The sequence below is a fragment of the Streptomyces sp. NBC_00299 genome (assembly GCF_036173045.1).
GTDB lineage: Bacteria > Actinomycetota > Actinomycetes > Streptomycetales > Streptomycetaceae > Streptomyces > Streptomyces machairae.
In genome coordinates this window covers 3,750,636-3,766,900 of sequence record NZ_CP108039.1, presented here as the reverse complement: position 1 = coordinate 3,766,900, position 16,265 = coordinate 3,750,636, and the positions used below count along the sequence as shown (strand labels likewise).

General features: G+C 71.0%; 15 protein-coding genes. 4 read left to right on the top strand and 11 right to left on the bottom strand.

Annotated features, from left to right (window positions below; all coding sequences use genetic code 11):
• Positions 1-146 precede the first annotated feature (146 nt).
• The 3 genes from OHT51_RS16385 to afsQ1 are packed head-to-tail and all read right to left on the bottom strand — an operon-like array spanning position 147 to position 3,024.
• Entirely contained in the window at positions 147-764 is a 618-nt protein-coding gene (locus OHT51_RS16385; protein ID WP_328879689.1) for a hypothetical protein, read from the bottom strand.
• Positions 764-2,350, bottom strand: a complete 1,587-nt coding sequence (locus OHT51_RS16380) for a HAMP domain-containing sensor histidine kinase (protein ID WP_328879688.1) — start codon at positions 2,348-2,350, stop codon at positions 764-766. The genes OHT51_RS16385 and OHT51_RS16380 overlap by 1 nt, the downstream gene beginning before the upstream one ends.
• Positions 2,347-3,024, bottom strand: coding sequence for a two-component system response regulator AfsQ1 (gene afsQ1 / locus OHT51_RS16375; RefSeq protein ID WP_031477770.1), 678 nt, complete (start codon positions 3,022-3,024; stop codon positions 2,347-2,349). The genes OHT51_RS16380 and afsQ1 overlap by 4 nt, the downstream gene beginning before the upstream one ends.
• A gap of 268 nt (positions 3,025-3,292) precedes the next feature.
• Between afsQ1 and OHT51_RS16370 the strand changes: the two genes are divergently transcribed.
• Positions 3,293-4,039 carry a SigE family RNA polymerase sigma factor gene (locus OHT51_RS16370; protein ID WP_328879687.1) on the top strand — a complete coding sequence of 249 codons (747 nt, stop codon included), beginning with the start codon at positions 3,293-3,295 and terminating at the stop codon, positions 4,037-4,039.
• Between the two features lie 267 nt (positions 4,040-4,306).
• Here OHT51_RS16370 and OHT51_RS16365 read toward each other — a convergent pair whose 3' ends face one another.
• From OHT51_RS16365 to deoC, 4 genes are all read right to left on the bottom strand, one after another.
• Entirely contained in the window at positions 4,307-4,942 is a 636-nt protein-coding gene (locus OHT51_RS16365) for a uridine kinase family protein (protein WP_328879686.1), read from the bottom strand.
• Positions 4,943-5,132: 190 nt separating this feature from the next.
• Positions 5,133-6,053, bottom strand: a complete 921-nt coding sequence (locus OHT51_RS16360; RefSeq protein WP_328879685.1) for an aldehyde dehydrogenase family protein — start codon at positions 6,051-6,053, stop codon at positions 5,133-5,135.
• Positions 6,054-7,511, bottom strand: a complete 1,458-nt coding sequence (locus tag OHT51_RS16355) for an aldehyde dehydrogenase family protein (protein WP_328879684.1) — start codon at positions 7,509-7,511, stop codon at positions 6,054-6,056.
• Positions 7,512-7,516: 5 nt separating this feature from the next.
• Entirely contained in the window at positions 7,517-8,485 is a 969-nt protein-coding gene (deoC, locus tag OHT51_RS16350) for a deoxyribose-phosphate aldolase (protein WP_443052493.1), read from the bottom strand.
• A 252-nt stretch (positions 8,486-8,737) separates the two neighbouring features.
• Here deoC and OHT51_RS16345 point away from each other — a divergent pair, with 252 nt between their 5' ends.
• The gene (locus tag OHT51_RS16345; RefSeq protein WP_328879683.1) at positions 8,738-9,439 is read left to right on the top strand and encodes a PH domain-containing protein; all 702 of its coding nucleotides are present in this window, start codon (positions 8,738-8,740) and stop codon (positions 9,437-9,439) included.
• A gap of 535 nt (positions 9,440-9,974) precedes the next feature.
• Here OHT51_RS16345 and OHT51_RS16340 read toward each other — a convergent pair.
• The 4 genes from OHT51_RS16340 to OHT51_RS16325 all read right to left on the bottom strand — a co-directional run bounded on the left by OHT51_RS16340 (position 9,975) and on the right by OHT51_RS16325 (position 13,500).
• Positions 9,975-11,621: a phospho-sugar mutase gene (locus OHT51_RS16340; RefSeq protein ID WP_328884337.1), complete on the bottom strand. Its 1,647-nt coding sequence runs from the start codon at positions 11,619-11,621 to the stop codon at positions 9,975-9,977.
• A gap of 165 nt (positions 11,622-11,786) precedes the next feature.
• Positions 11,787-12,611 carry a purine-nucleoside phosphorylase gene (locus OHT51_RS16335; protein ID WP_328879682.1) on the bottom strand — a complete coding sequence of 275 codons (825 nt, stop codon included), beginning with the start codon at positions 12,609-12,611 and terminating at the stop codon, positions 11,787-11,789.
• Between the two features lie 122 nt (positions 12,612-12,733).
• The gene (locus OHT51_RS16330; RefSeq protein ID WP_328879681.1) at positions 12,734-13,012 is read right to left on the bottom strand and encodes a hypothetical protein; all 279 of its coding nucleotides are present in this window, start codon (positions 13,010-13,012) and stop codon (positions 12,734-12,736) included.
• Between the two features lie 50 nt (positions 13,013-13,062).
• Positions 13,063-13,500, bottom strand: coding sequence for a gamma-glutamylcyclotransferase (locus OHT51_RS16325; protein ID WP_328879680.1), 438 nt, complete (start codon positions 13,498-13,500; stop codon positions 13,063-13,065).
• Between the two features lie 96 nt (positions 13,501-13,596).
• Between OHT51_RS16325 and OHT51_RS16320 the strand changes: the two genes are divergently transcribed.
• Together OHT51_RS16320 and OHT51_RS16315 are read left to right on the top strand one after the other, a co-directional pair.
• Complete coding sequence (locus OHT51_RS16320; RefSeq protein WP_328879679.1) at positions 13,597-15,045, top strand: NAD(P)H-quinone dehydrogenase; 1,449 nt, start codon at positions 13,597-13,599, stop codon at positions 15,043-15,045.
• Positions 15,046-15,223: 178 nt separating this feature from the next.
• Positions 15,224-16,180 (top strand): DeoR/GlpR family DNA-binding transcription regulator, encoded by a 957-nt coding sequence (locus OHT51_RS16315; RefSeq protein WP_328879678.1) that lies wholly within the window; start codon positions 15,224-15,226, stop codon positions 16,178-16,180.
• Positions 16,181-16,265: the final 85 nt, after the last annotated feature.

Below are 16,265 nucleotides of genomic sequence, written 5' to 3'. Positions count from 1 at the left end.
GGAGGAACCGCGTGTTGACGCCGGCCACTGCGGGCGGACACCCCCCGGCACGTCCCCTTGCCGCCGTGGGCGGCCGTGGCGCCGCGGGGGTGCGCCCTCGTCCCCTTGCCGCCGTACGCGGGTGGCGCGCCGGGGGGCTTTCGCCGTCAGTTGTCTGTGATCTCCGTTGACGGGGGCTCGTTGCTGCCGGGGCGGGTGCGGACCTCGTCCGTGCACTCGTAGCGGCGCAGGGGGGCGGCGCCGGGGCCGCCCAGGATCACCGAGCCGTCGCCCTCGGCGGCCGTCGAGTCCGAGAACGTGCAGACGATCTGGGCGAGGGCGTACGAGGTGAGGTCGTTGGGGGGTGTGCTCAGGCGCAGGGTCTCGTCGGGGTCGCCGGGGTGCGGGCCGCTCGCTTCCATGGCGCCGCGGACGTCGGTGGTGTAGCCGGCCTCCTTCTCGGCGGCCGACGGCGTTGCCTCCAGTTCGTCGAGCAGTCCCTGTGCCACCAGCACGCGCCGCGCCGAGTCCGCCGTACCGTCCGACACCCGCACCGTTCGGTCCACGGCCACCAGCTGGGACCCGCAGAGCAGGAAGACCTGCACCGGGAGGCCTCGCGTGGCCTGCGTCGACACGTTCGGTTCGGAGAGTGAGCAGTGCACGCGCGAGGGAGCGGGGCCGAAGTTGGTCGGCACCTCCGTGGAACGGATGCCGCACCCGGTCAGCAGCGCGGCAGCCGCTGCGGAGAGGGCCAGGAGGCTGCCCGCCGGGCCGCGTACCTTCATCAGGCGTCCCCCTTCTTCGGCCCGTCGGAGGCCTTGCCGTCGGTCTCGTTGGCGTCCGTCTGTTCCGTCAGGTTCGATGCGTCCCGGGGGAGGCGCAGGGTGAACACCGCGCCGCCGTCGGGGGAGTTGGCGGCGGTGATCTCGCCGCCGTGGATGTGGGCGTTCTCCAGGGCGATGGACAGACCGAGGCCGCTGCCCTCGGAGCGGGGGCGGGAGGCGCTGGCCTTGTAGAAGCGGTCGAAGACGTGCGGGAGGACGTCCTCGGGGATGCCGGGGCCGTGGTCCCGTACGGCGATCACGATCGAGTCGTCCGCCTCCTGGACCGCGACCCGCACCGGCGAGCCGCCGTGCTTGAGCGCGTTGCCGATGAGGTTGGCCAGGATGACGTCCAGGCGGCGCGGGTCCAGGCGGGCCATGATGCCGCGCTCGGCGTCCAGGTCGACCGCGTCCAGCCAGGCGCGGGCGTCGATGCAGGCCGTGATCTGGTCGGCGAGGTCGACCTGGTCGATGACCAGGCGGGCCGTGCCCGCGTCGAAGCGGGTGACCTCCATGAGGTTCTCGACGAGGTCGTTCAGGCGGCGGGTCTCGCTGACGACCAGGCGTACGGCCGGTTCGATCATCGGGTCCATGGAGCCGGTCTCCATCTCCAGCTCCTCCTCCAGCACCTCCGTCACGGCGGTGATCGCGGTGAGGGGGGTGCGCAGTTCGTGGGACATGTCGGCCACGAAGCGGCGGGACGCGTCGTCCCGTCCGGCCATGTCGGCGACCCGTTTCTCCAGCGCCTCGGCGGCCTTGTTGAACGTCCGGGAGAGATCGGCCAGTTCGTCCGTGCCGGAGACGCGCAGGCGGGTGTCCAGCTTGCCCTCGCCGAGCCGGCGGGCGGCGGCACCGAGGCGTTGGACCGGCTTCAGTACGGTCGTGGCGGCGGCCTGCGCGAGCAGCGCGGAGCCGATCAGCGCGAGGCCGGTGGCGATGCCCAGCGACCAGGCGAGGGAGTTGAGGTCCTTGGCCTCCGGCTCCAGGGACTTGAGCATGTAACCGGTGGGTCCGCCGCCGATCACCTTCGTGCCGGCGACCAGGTAGGGGGTGTCGTCCGCGACTATCCGCTGCCAGTACAGGTGGTACTCGGCCTTGTTGGAGGAGTCGACCTGCTGCTTCTCGTTCACCGCCGTGCGCAGCGACTGGGGCACGTCCGCGAGCGTGAAGCCGTCCAGGCCGCCGGAGTTGCCGTACGCGGGCTTGCCGTCGGCGTCCTGGGCGACGAGCAGCACGCTGAAGCGCTGGCTGCTGTTGGCCATCTGCCCGGCGGTGTGCTGCAGTTCGTCCTGCGTCGGCTCCTCGGGCAGCAGGCCCGCGCGGTTCTGCATCTCCTGCTCGAAGTCGCGCAGCACCGCGTCCTGGGTGCGGGTGAGCACCGCCTCGCGGTTGAGCCAGTAGGCGATACCGGAGGCCGATACCGCGGCCGTGAGCGCCACCAGGCCGAAGACGACCACCAGTCGCAGGCGCAGGCTGGTGAAACGCAGCCTCGACCACACTCCCTTGCGAGCCGCGACCCAGCCGCGGAATCCCCCCTGCACGTCTGTCACTGAGGCGCGTCCAGGCGGTAGCCGACTCCACGGACGGTACGGATGAGCGTGGGGGACGACGGGACGTCCTCGACCTTGGCGCGCAGTCGTTGGACGCAGGCGTCCACGAGGCGGGAGTCGCCCAGGTAGTCGTGCTCCCAGACGAGGCGCAGCAGCTGCTGGCGGGACAGGGCCTGGCCCGGGCGGCGGCTCAGTTCGAGCAGCAGGCGCAGCTCGGTCGGGGTGAGCTGGAGGTCCTCGCCGTTCTTCGTCACGGTCATGGCCGCACGGTCGATGACCAGGCTGCCGTAGGTGGCCGCGTCGTTCGACTCCCGCTCCCCGCGTCGCAGCACCGCCCGGATGCGGGCGTCGAGCACCCGTCCCTGCACCGGCTTGACGACATAGTCGTCCGCGCCGGACTCCAGGCCGACCACGACGTCGATGTCGTCACTGCGCGCGGTCAGCAGAATGATCGGCAGCTGGTCCGTGCGCCGGATGCGCCGGCACACCTCGAACCCGTCGATGCCGGGCAGCATCACATCCAGCACGATCAGGTCCGGCCGCTGCTCACGCAGTAGTTTCAGACCGTCCTCGCCGGTGGCAGCGGTGGCCACCCGGTGTCCCTGGCGCGTCAGTGAGAGCTCCAGGGCCGTACGGATGGCGTCGTCGTCCTCGATCAGCAACAGGGAAGGCACGGGGCTCATTCTGGCCCATGCGGGGGTCGTCTTTCGACACCTGTACGAGCTGTACGGCTACGGGCACGTAGCGCTCATGACTGTGTCGGCGCTGTCGCCCGCCTGGGGGCGACCTACGACACAGGCCCCTGTGACACGTCTGTGACAGTCGGCGGACACGGCGATGAAGGTGCCCCGGCAAGCTTTTCGGCACAAGGCAAGACAGCAGGACGCAACACAGCAAGCCGCACCAAGCAGAACACCGGAAGTCCACGACGGGGGGCGCGAGATGAACACGCTGCACGGCACCAGCACCAGCGCAGTGATCACGCGTCTGCACGACGTGAACGGGGGCCGGGGTTCCGAGAAGTCCGGTGCCGTGAGCGGGCGGGGGTGCGCTCGCGGCACCGGGCGTCAGCACACCGCGTACATGACGGTGGTTGACGGTTTCGCGGGGGAAACGCACGGGGGAGCCGCGTACAGGGAGGACTCGGGGGAGCGTCGTCGCTCGCTGTCGGAGGCGGAGTTCACCGCCTACGTCCAGGAGCGCCGCGCCTCCCTGTACGCAACCGCCTACCACCTGACCGGTGACCGCTTCGAGGCCGAGGACCTGCTGCAGAGCGCACTGTTCTCGACGTACAAGGCCTGGGACCGGATCAGTGACAAGGCCGCCGTCGGGGGTTACCTGCGGCGGACGATGACCAACCTGCACATCAGCGCGTGGCGCCGCCGCAAGCTGAACGAGTACCCGACCGAGGAACTGCCGGAGACGCCCGGCGACACGGACGCGATGCGCGGCACCGAACTGCGCGCGGTCCTGTGGCAGGCGCTGGCCCGGCTGCCCGAACTCCAGCGGACGATGCTGGTCCTTCGTTACTACGAGGGCCGCACCGACCCGGAGATCGCGGACATCCTCGACATCAGTGTCGGCACGGTGAAGTCCAGCATCTGGCGGTCGCTCCGCCGGCTGCGCGAGGACGAGGTCCTCAGCTTCGGCCGTGACGAGGAGGACGCCTTCGGGGAGCTTGTCGCCTGAAGGTCCGGGGGGACCGCATCCGGGGGGATGCAACGGGGGAGCGGTAAGAAGTGGGGGGCCCACGGGGGCCGGGGGGCCCACGGGGAAACACGGGGGAGTGCTCCCACGGGGGATTCGGGGGAGCACGACGAGAGCGGGGCTGGAGGGCCGGGGGGTCCGTCCAGTCCCGTTCTTTCGTGTGCGGTCAGCGGGCCTTCATGAGGAGCGCTCCGGCGGGAGTGTCACCGACGGCGATGGACCTTACGAAGGACAGGGCGCCCTGTGCGTTCAGGTGGCCGGTGTCGCTGCCGGGCGGCGGCCCGCTGCTGCTGCGGTGAGGCGGCCGAGGGCCTCGTCCCTGTCGCAGGCGTGGGCGCCCAGGGACGTCTGGTGGGCGACGATCGAACGTTCCAGGCGCATCAGGCGCCAGCCGCGGCGCAGCAGGAACGGGACCGACTTGCGGCCCTCTCGCAGGTCGCGGAGGAAGCGGCGGCGGAACGTCTTCATGGGGCCGCGGCTCAGGCACAGCGCGTCGGCGAGGAGGCCGAGCTCCCGGCAGCGGGTCACGATCTCGGCCGCGAAGATGCCCTCCGCGATGAAGAGGGGGGTGCGGCCGATGTCGACGGTCTCCGCGCCCGTGCGGGCGCTCAGCGAGAGGTCGTACAGCGGAACGTCCGTACGGCCCGTGCGGCACAGTTCCGCGATCGCGGCGACAGCCGTGTCCGCGTCCCACGAGTCGGGGTGGTCCCAGTCGATGTCGGAGCTCCCGGGGACCTGCGGCAGGGTCGGGTCGTCACCCTCTTTGTAGAAGTCGTCGAGCCGCAGCACCGGAAGACCGGAGTGGGCGGCGAGAAGGGACTTGCCGGAGCCGGAAGGGCCGCAGAGCAGCACGACTCGCGTCGGTATGGGCGGATGGGAACTCACGGGACACCAGTCTGAGGCATCGCAGGGCCCGCGTACGACCCCGCGTACCGCAATTGCAGCGCGCGTCACACCTCACAGCCCTCTCGCGTTCACCTGACAACTCGTCGCGGCGGCAGGGCAGAGAGCCGTGCCTCCCCCGGACGGAGGGGAGGCACGGCTCTCCGGTCTTGAGTGGCCGTCGTGCCGGTGGTCAGTACGACGAGCCGGACGCGCCCAGCGAACCCGTCGGGTGCCAGACCGTCTTGGTCTCCAGGAACGCCGTCATGCGGTCGATGCCGGGGGCGGCGGCCCAGTCGTCCACAGGCTGTGGACGCAGGACGCGCTTCAGGTTGTCGGCCGCCGCGATCTCCAGTTCCTTCGCCAGCACCTCGTCGGCGCCGGCCAGGTCGATCGCGTTGACGTCCTGGTGCGCGGCCAGCGGCGTCGCGATCTCCGCCGTACGGCCCGACAACACGTTGACGACGCCGCCCGGCAGGTCGGACGTGGCCAGGACCTCGCCCAGGGAGAGGGCGGGCAGCGGGGACGTCTCGGACGCCACCACGATCGCCGTGTTGCCCGTCGCGATCACCGGGGCCAGCACCGAGACCAGGCCCAGGAAGGACGACTCCTGCGGGGCCAGGACGGCCACCACGCCGGCCGGCTCGGGGGAGGAGATGTTGAAGAACGGGCCCGCGACCGGGTTCCCGCCGCCGACCACCTGGGCGATCTTGTCCGTCCAGCCCGCGTACCAGACCCACCGGTCGATCGCCGCGTCGACCTGCGCCGCCGCCTTCGACTTCGACAGGCCCTCGGCGTCGGCGACTTCACGGACGTACTGCTCGCGGCGGCCCTCCAGCATCTCCGCGATGCGGTAGAGGATCTGGCCGCGGTTGTACGCCGTCGCGCCGGACCACCCGCCGAACGCCTTGCGCGCGGCGACCACCGCGTCACGGGCGTCCTTGCGGGAGGACAGGGGGACGTTCGCCAGCCAGTTGCCCTTCGAGTCCGTCACCTCGTACACCCGGCCGCTCTCGGAACGCGGGAACTTCCCGCCGACGTACAGCTTGTAGGTCTTGAAGACGGAGAGCCGCTCGGCGCGCTCGGTCTTGTCGTTCTTCTCAACTGTGCTCATTTATCGCTCGCCCTCCGGGCTCGACGGGGCGAGGTACGCCTCCAGGCCGTGGCGGCCGCCCTCGCGGCCGAAGCCCGACTCCTTGTAGCCGCCGAACGGCGAGGTCGGGTCGAACTTGTTGAACGTGTTGGACCAGATGACGCCCGCGCGGAGCTTGTTCGCGACGGCGAGGATCCGCGACCCCTTCTCCGTCCAGATACCCGCCGACAGGCCGTACGCGCTGTTGTTGGCCTTGGCGACGGCCTCGTCCGGCGTGCGGAAGGTCAGGACCGACAGGACCGGGCCGAAGATCTCGTCGCGGGCGATCCGGTGCGCCTGGGTGACGTTCGTGAAGAGCGTCGGGGCGAACCAGTAGCCGCTCTCGGGGAGTTCGCAGGCCGGCGACCAGCGCTCGGCGCCCTCCGCCTCGCCCTGCTCGACGAGCGAGGTGATGCGGGTGAGCTGTTCCTCGGAGTTGATCGCGCCGATGTCGGTGTTCTTGTCGAGCGGGTCGCCGAGGCGGAGCGTGGAGAGGCGACGCTTCAGCGACTCCAGCAGCTCGTCCTGGATCGACTCCTGGACCAGCAGCCGGCTGCCGGCGCAGCAGACCTGGCCCTGGTTGAAGAAGATGCCGTTGACGATCCCCTCGACCGCCTGGTCGATCGGGGCGTCGTCGAAGACGATGTTGGCGCCCTTGCCGCCCAGCTCCAGGGTGACCTTCTTGTGGGTGCCGGCGACGGTCCGCGCGATCTCCTTGCCGACCGCCGTCGATCCCGTGAAGGCGACCTTGTTGACGTCCGGGTGCGCGACGAGCGCGGCGCCGCTGTCGCCGTAGCCGGGCAGGATGTTGACGACGCCCTTGGGCAGGCCCGCCTGGCGGCAGATGTCCGCGAAGAACAGGGCGGAGAGCGGGGTGGTCTCGGCCGGCTTCAGCACGACCGTGTTGCCGGTCGCCAGTGCCGGGGCGATCTTCCACGCCAGCATCAGCAGCGGGAAGTTCCAGGGGATGACCTGGCCGGCCACGCCGAGGGGCGCCGGGCTCGCGCCGAAACCGGCGTGCTCCAGCTTGTCGGCCCAGCCCGCGTAGTAGAAGAAGTGCGCGGCGACCAGGGGGAGGTCGGCGTCGCGGGTCTCCTTGATCGGCTTGCCGTTGTCCAGTGTCTCCAGGACGGCCAGCTCACGGCTGCGCTCCTGGATGATCCGGGCGATGCGGAACAGGTACTTCGCGCGCTCGGAGCCGGGCAGCGCCGACCACTTCACGAAGGCCTTGCGGGCGGCCTTCACGGCGCGGTCCACGTCCGCCTCGCCGGCCTGGGCGATCTCGGCGAGGACCTCCTCGGTGGACGGGGAGACGGTCTTGAAGACCTTGCCGTCCGCCGCCTCCACGAACTCGCCGTCGATGAACAGGCCGTACGACGGCGCGATGTCGACGATCGAGCGGGACTCGGGGGCCGGTGCGTATTCGAATACCGATGCCATGGTGATCAGTCCACCGTCACGTAGTCGGGGCCGGAGTAGCGGCCGGTGGCCAGCTTCTGACGCTGCATCAGCAGGTCGTTCAGCAGCGAGGAGGCGCCGAAGCGGAACCAGTGGTTGTCCAGCCAGTCCTCGCCGGCGGTCTCGTTGACCAGGACGAGGAACTTGACGGCGTCCTTGGTCGTCCTGATCCCGCCGGCCGGCTTCACACCCACCTGGATGCCGGTCTGGGCGCGGAAGTCGCGCACCGCTTCCAGCATAAGCAGGGTGTTCGCGGGGGTGGCGTTGACGGCGACCTTGCCGGTGGACGTCTTGATGAAGTCGGCGCCCGCCAGCATGCCGAGCCAGCTCGCGCGCCGGATGTTGTCGTACGTCGACAGCTCGCCGGTCTCGAAGATGACCTTGAGGCGGGCAGACGTCCCGCAGGCCTCCTTCACGGCGACGATCTCGTCGTACACCTTCATGTAGTTCCCCGCGAGGAACGCCCCGCGGTCGATGACCATGTCGATCTCGTCCGCGCCGGCGCCGACGGCGTCCCGGACGTCCGCCAGCTTCACACCGAGGGCGGCCCGCCCGGCCGGGAAGGCGGTGGCGACCGAGGCGACCTTGACCGAGGAGCCGGCGACGGCCTCCTTGGCGGTGGCCACCATGTCGGGATAGACGCAGACGGCCGCGGTCGCCGGGGTCGTCCGGTCGCTCGGGTCGGGGTGGACCGCCTTGGCGCCGAGCGCCCGGACCTTGCCCGGGGTGTCCGCGCCTTCCAGCGTCGTCAGGTCGACCATCGAGATGGCGAGGTCGATGGCGTACGCCTTGGCGGTCGTCTTGATGGAACGGGTACCGAGGGACGCGGCGCGCGCCTCCAGGCCGACCGCGTCGACGCCGGGCAGCCCGTGAAGGAAGCGGCGCAGCGTACTGTCGGACGCGGTGACGTCCGTAAGGGCGTGAGCTGCGGTGGGTGCATTGGTGGGCATGGTCACCAGACGAGCATATCTACGCGCGTAGCGGCTGTACACCCCGAGGGACCGGGATCTGTCCTGCGCCGAGGGAACGGATCTGTTTCTGCGGCGACAGGGAACGGATCCGCGCACTGCCGGGGAGCTGTCCGGCCCAAGGGGCGGGGGGAACTGCGCGACCAGCCACCGACAACCCGCACCGCCCCCGCCGGCCCGCCCCCATGGCGAAGGGGCGCCCCACCAAGCCGCCGGCGGGCATACGGCAGAATCGGCCCCATGACGACCCCGGAGCACCAGCCCCCCACCCCGGCCCCCGTGCCGAAGGACCGCGTCTACCGCTCGCCCATGGGCATCGTCGGCGGCGTCATGCTGCTGGGAATCGCCCTCTGGCTGGGCATCGACGCACTGGTCCGGGGCGAGGGCCGCACCCAGTGGGTGGCGCTCGCGGCGCTGATCCTGATCGTGCCGCTGGTGTCCGCGTTCACGCTGAGGCCCGCCGTCTACGCCAACGAGGACCGGCTGCGCATCCGTAACCCGCTGCGCGTGATCGTGCTCCCGTGGGGCCAGGTCGCCGCACTGCGGTCCGGCTACTCGAACGAGGTCGTCGACAAGTCCGGCACCAAGTTCCAGCTCTGGGCGGTGCCGGTCTCGCTGCGGGCCCGCAAGAAGGCGGCACGGCAATCGGCCCGGTCGGCGGCGGCACGGAGCGCTGCCGCGCGGGGTGAGCGCAGTGGCCGCGGCGGCGGGGGCATGGGATTCGGCGGGCTCGGGTTCGGGGCGCCGCGAGGCGATGTCGACATGGACGGCCCGGCGCGGGCCGAGACCGACAAGGTCATGGACGAATTGCGGGAACTGCTGGAGCAGCGGGAGGAGCTGGAGTCCTCGCAGGGTGAGGTCACCGTGCGGTGGGCCTACGAGGTAGCGGGTCCGGTCATCGCCGGGGCCGTGCTGCTGGCGATTCTGCTGGCGACGGCCTGACGTGCCGGGTCCGAGTGGTGACAGCGGCGCCAACCCGCCGGGAACCGGGCCGCGTCGGGGCTCAGGGGGCGCCCGGATACACGAGTGCCAGGTACGCACACCGCAGTAGGCGGAGTGTTGCGCCATAGCCGCTGCACGCCACTGCCTCGCCAGGATCGGCCGGACTCCGTGTCGCTGCCGGTGTGCCCAGACCGTGAGCACCAGCGGGCCCGTGCCGCGTACGGCGAGGTAGGCGAGGAGGGCAGGGGCCGCGTACCGCAGGGCGTGCAGGGGTGCGGGGCGCCCCTGTGGGGGCGGGGAGCCGGACCGCGCCTCGCCGTGGGCGGAGGTGGTCGCTCGGGGTGTCGGCCGGACGGTCGTGGACACGGCGGCGGCTCCAGGCAACTCGGTGACGCGCTTGCCCGCCCACCGTTGCCCGTGCGCCGGGGCCGGGCGTGGAGCCCGGGTCAACCACCACGAGGAAATCGCGCGAAGGGGTGCCTCCGAATGGAGGCACCCCTTCGCGAACGACGAGAACTTTGCGTACTCGTACGGCTCAGATGCCGGCCGCCGCCGACAGATCCCGCTTGATCGTCGCCAGCCGCTCGGCCGCCTCGGCGCGGGCGGCCGGGAGGTCGGCGTGGGTCGCGACCGGGACGACGACCTCCAGGTAGCACTTCAGCTTGGGCTCCGTGCCGCTGGGACGGACGATGACGCGGGCGCCATCGAGCGTGTAGCGCAGACCGTCGGTGGGCGGGAGGGTGTCCGTGCCCTGGGTGAGGTCCTCGGCGCGGGTGATGGCCAGCCCGGCGAGCTCGGTCGGCGGCTGCTCGCGCAGCTGCCGCATGGCGTCGGCAATGACCGACAGGTCCTGGACGCGCACCGAGAGCTGGTCGGTGGCGTGCAGGCCGTGGGTCACGGCGAGGTCGTCGAGGAGGTCGAGGAGCGTGCGGCCCTCGGCCTTCAGGACGGACGCCAGCTCGGTGATCAGCAGGGCGGCGGTGATGCCGTCCTTGTCGCGTACGCCCTCGGGGTCGACGCAGTAGCCGAGGGCCTCCTCGTAGCCGTAGCGCAGACCGTCGACGCGGGCGATCCACTTGAAGCCGGTGAGGGTCTCCTCGTACGGCAGCCCCGCCTTCTCGGCGATCCGGCCGAGGAGGGAGGAGGAGACGATGGACTCCGCGAAGGTGCCGCGTGCTCCACGGCCGACCAGGTGGGCGGCGAGCAGGGCGCCGACTTCATCCCCCCGAAGCATCCGCCACTCGTCGCCTCCGTCCTCGTCTCCGGCCCGCACGGCCACGGCGCAGCGGTCGGCGTCGGGGTCGTTGGCGATGACGAGGTCGGGGGCGGTCTCGCGGGCCTTGGCGAAGGCCAGGTCCATCGCGCCGGGCTCTTCCGGGTTGGGGAAGGCGACGGTGGGGAAGTCCGGGTCGGGCTCGGCCTGCTCGGCGACGAGGGCGGGGGCGGGGAAGCCGGCCCGCTCGAATGCGGCGAGGAGGACGTCCTTGCCGACACCGTGCATCGCCGTGTAGACGGTGCGGGCGGTGCGCGGGGAGCCGGGGGACAGGACCGCGTCCGTGCGGGCGAGGTAGGCGTCCAGGACGCTGTCGTCCAGGGTCTCCCAGCCCTCCGTGGGGCGGGGGACGACGGTGAGGGACGGCACCGCGGCGATCTCCTGCGCGATGTCGATGTCCGCGGGCGGGACGATCTGGGAGCCGTCGCCGAGATAGACCTTGTAGCCGTTGTCGCGCGGCGGGTTGTGGCTGGCGGTGACCTCGACTCCGGCTACCGCGCCGAGGTGCCTTATCGCGTACGCGAGGACCGGGGTGGGGAGCGGGCGGGGCAGTACGGCGGCGCGCAGGCCCGCGCCGGTCATCACGGCGGCCGTGTCCCTGGCGAAGTCCTCCGACTTGTGGCGGGCGTCGTAGCCGATGACGACGAGACCGCCCTCGTGGCCCTGCTTCTTCAGGTACGCGGCGAGGCCGGCCGCGGCGCGGATGACGACCGTGCGGTTCATGCGCATCGGGCCGGCGCCGAGCTCGCCCCGCAGGCCCGCGGTGCCGAACTGGAGGGTGCCGCTGAAGCGGGCGGCGAGTTCCTCGACGTCCGCGGCGTCGATGAGCTTGGCGAGCTCGTCGCGGGTCTCCGGGTCCGGGTCCTCGGCGAGCCACGCCTGGGCCCGGGCGATGAGATCGTCGTGCACGTCGGTCAACCTCTCGTTCTTGTGGTGGGGAGGGGGCTGGGGGTGGGATGGTTCTCGCCCCCGCCGCCCCTACCCGTCCCGTACCTGGGGGCTGCCGCCCCAAGACCCCCGCTCCGCCCCTTCAAGGACGGGACGGGTAGGGGCGGCGGGGGCGAAGAGAACGCCCTACAGACGCCCCAGCACCTGCGCCAGCAGCGACCCCATCTGCGTGGCCGAGTCCCGCCCGGCCTGCAGAACCTCCTCGTGGTTCAGCGGCTCCCCCGTCATCCCCGCCGCAAGGTTCGTCACCAGCGAGATCCCCAGCACCTCGGCCCCCGCCTCACGCGCAGCGATGGCTTCCAGCACCGTCGACATACCCACCAGATCGGCCCCGATGACCCGAGCCATCCGGATCTCCGCCGGCGTCTCGTAGTGCGGCCCGGGGAACTGGGCGTAGACGCCCTCCTCCAGAGAGGGGTCGATCTCCTTGCACAGCGCCCGCAGCCGCGGCGAGTACAGGTCCGTGAGGTCGACGAAGTTCGCGCCGATGATCGGGGACGTGGCCGTGAGGTTGATGTGGTCGCTGATCAGGACCGGCTGCCCGGGACGCATGCCCTCGCGCAGACCGCCGCACCCGTTGGTGAGGACGACCGTCTTGCAGCCGGCGGCCACCGCGGTACGCACCCCGTGCGCGACGGCGGCAACTCCACGGCCCTCGTAGTAGTGCGTACGGCCCAGGAAGACCAGCGCACGCTTGTTGCCGATCCGGTACGAGCGGATCTTGCCGCCGTGCCCTTCCACCACCGGCGGGGGGAACCCCGGCAGCTCGGTGACCTGGAACTCGGCCTCGGGTTCGCCGAGGGCGTCCACGGCCGGAGCCCAGCCGGAGCCCATCACGAGGGCGACGTCGTGGGTCTCGGCGCCCGTGAGTTCGCGCAGGCGCGCGGCGGCGGCGTCGGCGGCGGCGTGGGGGTCGCCCTGGATGTCGTCCGGAAGAAGAGATGCGTTCACGCGACTGAGGGTAGCCGGTTTGGGCCTACGCGCGTAGATGACAGAGCTCACGGGATGGCGATCGTTGTCTTGTCGTTTCCAACGAAGACCGCACCGGCAAGCGGCACGCTCACCCGGCGCCTTCAGTCCTCGGGAATGAGGACGTCCTTGTCGTTGAAGACCTCCACGATGAAGATCAACAGCCGGCCGCGGCTGACCGTGTACTCCACGAGGACGTTCTGCGTGAGCCGGATCGTTCGGTCGTCGCCCGTGGAGCTTATGGGCCGTGACACCGAGAGGAACGGATCGCGGGCCAGCAGCGCGATGCCCTTGTCGAACGCGTTGCGCTGCCTGTCCTCGAGCCGGTCACGGGCCTCGGCGGCCTGCACCGTGTAGTAGACGTCATACGTGGTGGGGGCCATGAGTTCTCCCGATGATGGGCCGATTCGCCCAGTCTAGGAGTCGCCCTCCGTCAGCAGGGGCGCTTCCGCAGCTCCATCACGTAATCGTGTGGCGCGCCGGCCGACTCCGCCGCGTCCGCGACCTCGCCGAGGTACCGCGCGGACGGCAGCCCGCCCTCGTACGCGTTCAGCACGTACACCCACGCCGACTCCTCGCCCTCCAGCGTGTGCACACGCACCCGCAGCCGGCGGTATATGCCGAGACCGACGCCCTCCCAGCGGTCCAGGGAGTCCTCGTCCATCGGGGCGACGTCGTACAGCGCGACGAAGACCTGCTCGCCGGGTTCCTCGACGAGTGTGGCCAGCGCGCCGTCCCAGCCGAGCTGCTCGCCCCCGAACGTCAGTCGCCACCCGTTCAGCCAGCCGGTGGCGCGCAGCGGCGAGTGCGGGGCGCGGCGCGTCATCAGCCGCGCGTCGAGATTGCCGGCGTACGCGGCGTAGAGCGACATGGGGAGAGGGTACGGCAGGTGAATCGTGTGCCCCTCCCGTAACGGTGGTGTCTCGGGCGGGCCCCCAGGCAGTACCACGGTGATGCGTGCGGGACAATGGAGTACGTGACTCGGATCGTGATCATCGGTGGCGGACCCGGCGGATACGAGGCGGCCCTGGTGGCCGCCCAGCTCGGCGCGGAGGTGACCGTCGTCGACTGCGACGGTCTGGGCGGGGCGTCGGTGCTCACCGACTGCGTGCCGTCGAAGACTCTCATCGCCACGGCCGAGGTGATGACCACCTTCGACTCCTCGTACGAGGAGCTGGGGATCATCGTCGCCGACGACACCCCGCACATCGACACGCCCGCGCGTGTCGTCGGCGTTGACCTGGGCAAGGTCAACCGGCGTGTCAAGCGGCTCGCGCTCGCGCAGTCCCACGACATCACCGCCTCCGTCACGCGCGCCGGCGCCCGGGTCCTGCGCGGCCGCGGCCGGCTGGAGGGCATGCAGGGCCTCGACGGCTCGCGCAAGGTCGTCGTCCGTGCCGCCGACGGCACCGAGGAGACCCTCACCGCGGACGCCGTCCTCATCGCCACCGGCGGTCACCCGCGCGAGCTGCCCGACGCCCAGCCCGACGGCGAGCGCATCCTCAACTGGACCCAGGTCTACGACCTCACCGAGCTGCCCGAGGAACTCATCGTGGTCGGCTCCGGTGTCACCGGCGCCGAGTTCGCCGGCGCCTACCAGGCGCTCGGCTCACGGGTCACCCTCGTGTCGTCCCGGGACCGCGTGCTGCCGGGTGAGGACCCGGACGCCGCCGCCGTCCTCGAGGACGTCTTCCGGCGCCGCGGCATGAACGTCATGGCCCGCTCGCGTGCCGCCGCCGCCAAGCGGGTCGGCGACCGCGTCGAGGTCACCCTCGCCGACGGCCGCGTCATCAGCGGCAGCCACTGCCTCATGGCCGTCGGCGCCATCCCGAACTCCGAGGGCATGGGCCTGGAGGAGGCCGGCGTCAAGCTGCGCGAGTCCGGGCACATCTGGACCGACAAGGTGTCCAGGACGACGGCCCCCGGCGTGTACGCGGCCGGTGACGTGACCGGAGTCTTCGCCCTCGCGTCGGTCGCGGCGATGCAGGGACGTATCGCCATGTACCACTTCCTCGGCGACGCGGTGGCCCCGCTGAACCTGAAGACGGTCTCGTCCAACGTCTTCACCGACCCCGAGATCGCCACCGTCGGCTACACCCAGGCGGACGTCGACGGCGGCAAGATCGACGCCCGGGTCGTCAAGCTCCCCCTCCTGCGCAACCCGCGCGCGAAGATGCAGGGCATCCGGGACGGCTTCGTCAAGATCTTCTGCCGTCCGGGCACGGGCATCGTGGTCGGCGGCGTGGTCGTCTCCCCGCGCGCCTCGGAACTGATCCATCCGATCTCGATCGCGGTCGACAACAATCTGACGGTCGAACAGATCGCGAACGCCTTCACCGTGTACCCCTCTCTTTCGGGGTCGATCGCCGAGGTGGCACGACAGCTCCACACCCGGAAGTCCGGCGGCGAACTCTAAGGCGAACCCGGGCGGCCGGAACCGATTCCCCGCTGGTCACAGGGAGTTGTCGAGCATGCGTACGGCATAGGCGCCGGGACTAGGCCCTATACCACTCCTTGCCCTCGCGTGCGAACAACTTCTGCTATTCGGCGCAAACTGCTGAAAGCAGACGGTCGTTGGGGTTACTGTCAGTTTCGTGTTCGCTGCAGAACGTCGCCAATTGATCCTCGAAATGGTGCGAGCGAACGGGGCCGTGTCGCTCCGTGAGCTCGCCCGCGTCGTCCAGACCTCCGAAGTGACCGTACGGCGGGACGTGCGCGCACTGGAGGCAGAAGGACTCCTCGACCGCCGGCACGGCGGTGCGGTATTGCCGGGCGGGTTCACGCGGGAGTCCGGCTTTCCGCAGAAGTCACATCTCGCGACCGCCGAGAAGACGGCCATCGCCGACCTCGCCGCGAATTTCGTGGAAGAGGGCGAGGCAATCGTCGTAGGGGCGGGAACCACCACACAGGAACTGGCCCGCCGGCTCGCCCGGGTGCCCGGACTGACCGTCGTCACCAACTCCCTCCTGGTGGCGCAGGCGTTGGCCCATGCCAACCGGGTCGAGGTCGTGATGACCGGCGGGACGCTCCGCGGGTCCAACTACGCCCTGGTGGGCAGCGGTGCCGAGCAGTCCCTGCAGGGGCTTCGGGTGTCGCGGGCCTTCCTCTCCGGGAGCGGTCTGACCGCCGAGCGCGGCCTGTCCACGTCCAACATGCTCTCGGCCTCCGTCGACCGGGCCCTCGTCCAGGCGGCCGCGGAGGTCGTCGTCCTCGCCGACCACACCAAGCTCGGCACGGACACGATGTTCCAGACGGTGCCCACGGACGTCATCACCCGGCTGGTCACCGACGAGCCGCCGGCCCATGACGACCGCGCCCACACCGAGCTCCAGGCCCTGGCCGACCAGGGGGTGCAGATCGCCGTGGCCGGGGCGACCGGGAACCCGGGGGGTGACGAGGTCCCGGCGCGGCGGCGTGCCTTGCCGGGGCCACGGCGGGGGCAGGTGCCGGGCGGTGCCGCGGGGTTGCGGTCGGCCGCGGCGGTGCTGGGGGAGCAGGGCGCGGAGCGGGAACGTGAGCGGGCTCGCGTCGCGGATCTGCGGCGGCGGTAGTCTGCCGACGGCGCGGCCGGGCGCCACTTCGCCGTAGGGGTTTGCGCTGATGTGCGCGTGCGGGTGGTTTGTGGCTGGTCGCGCC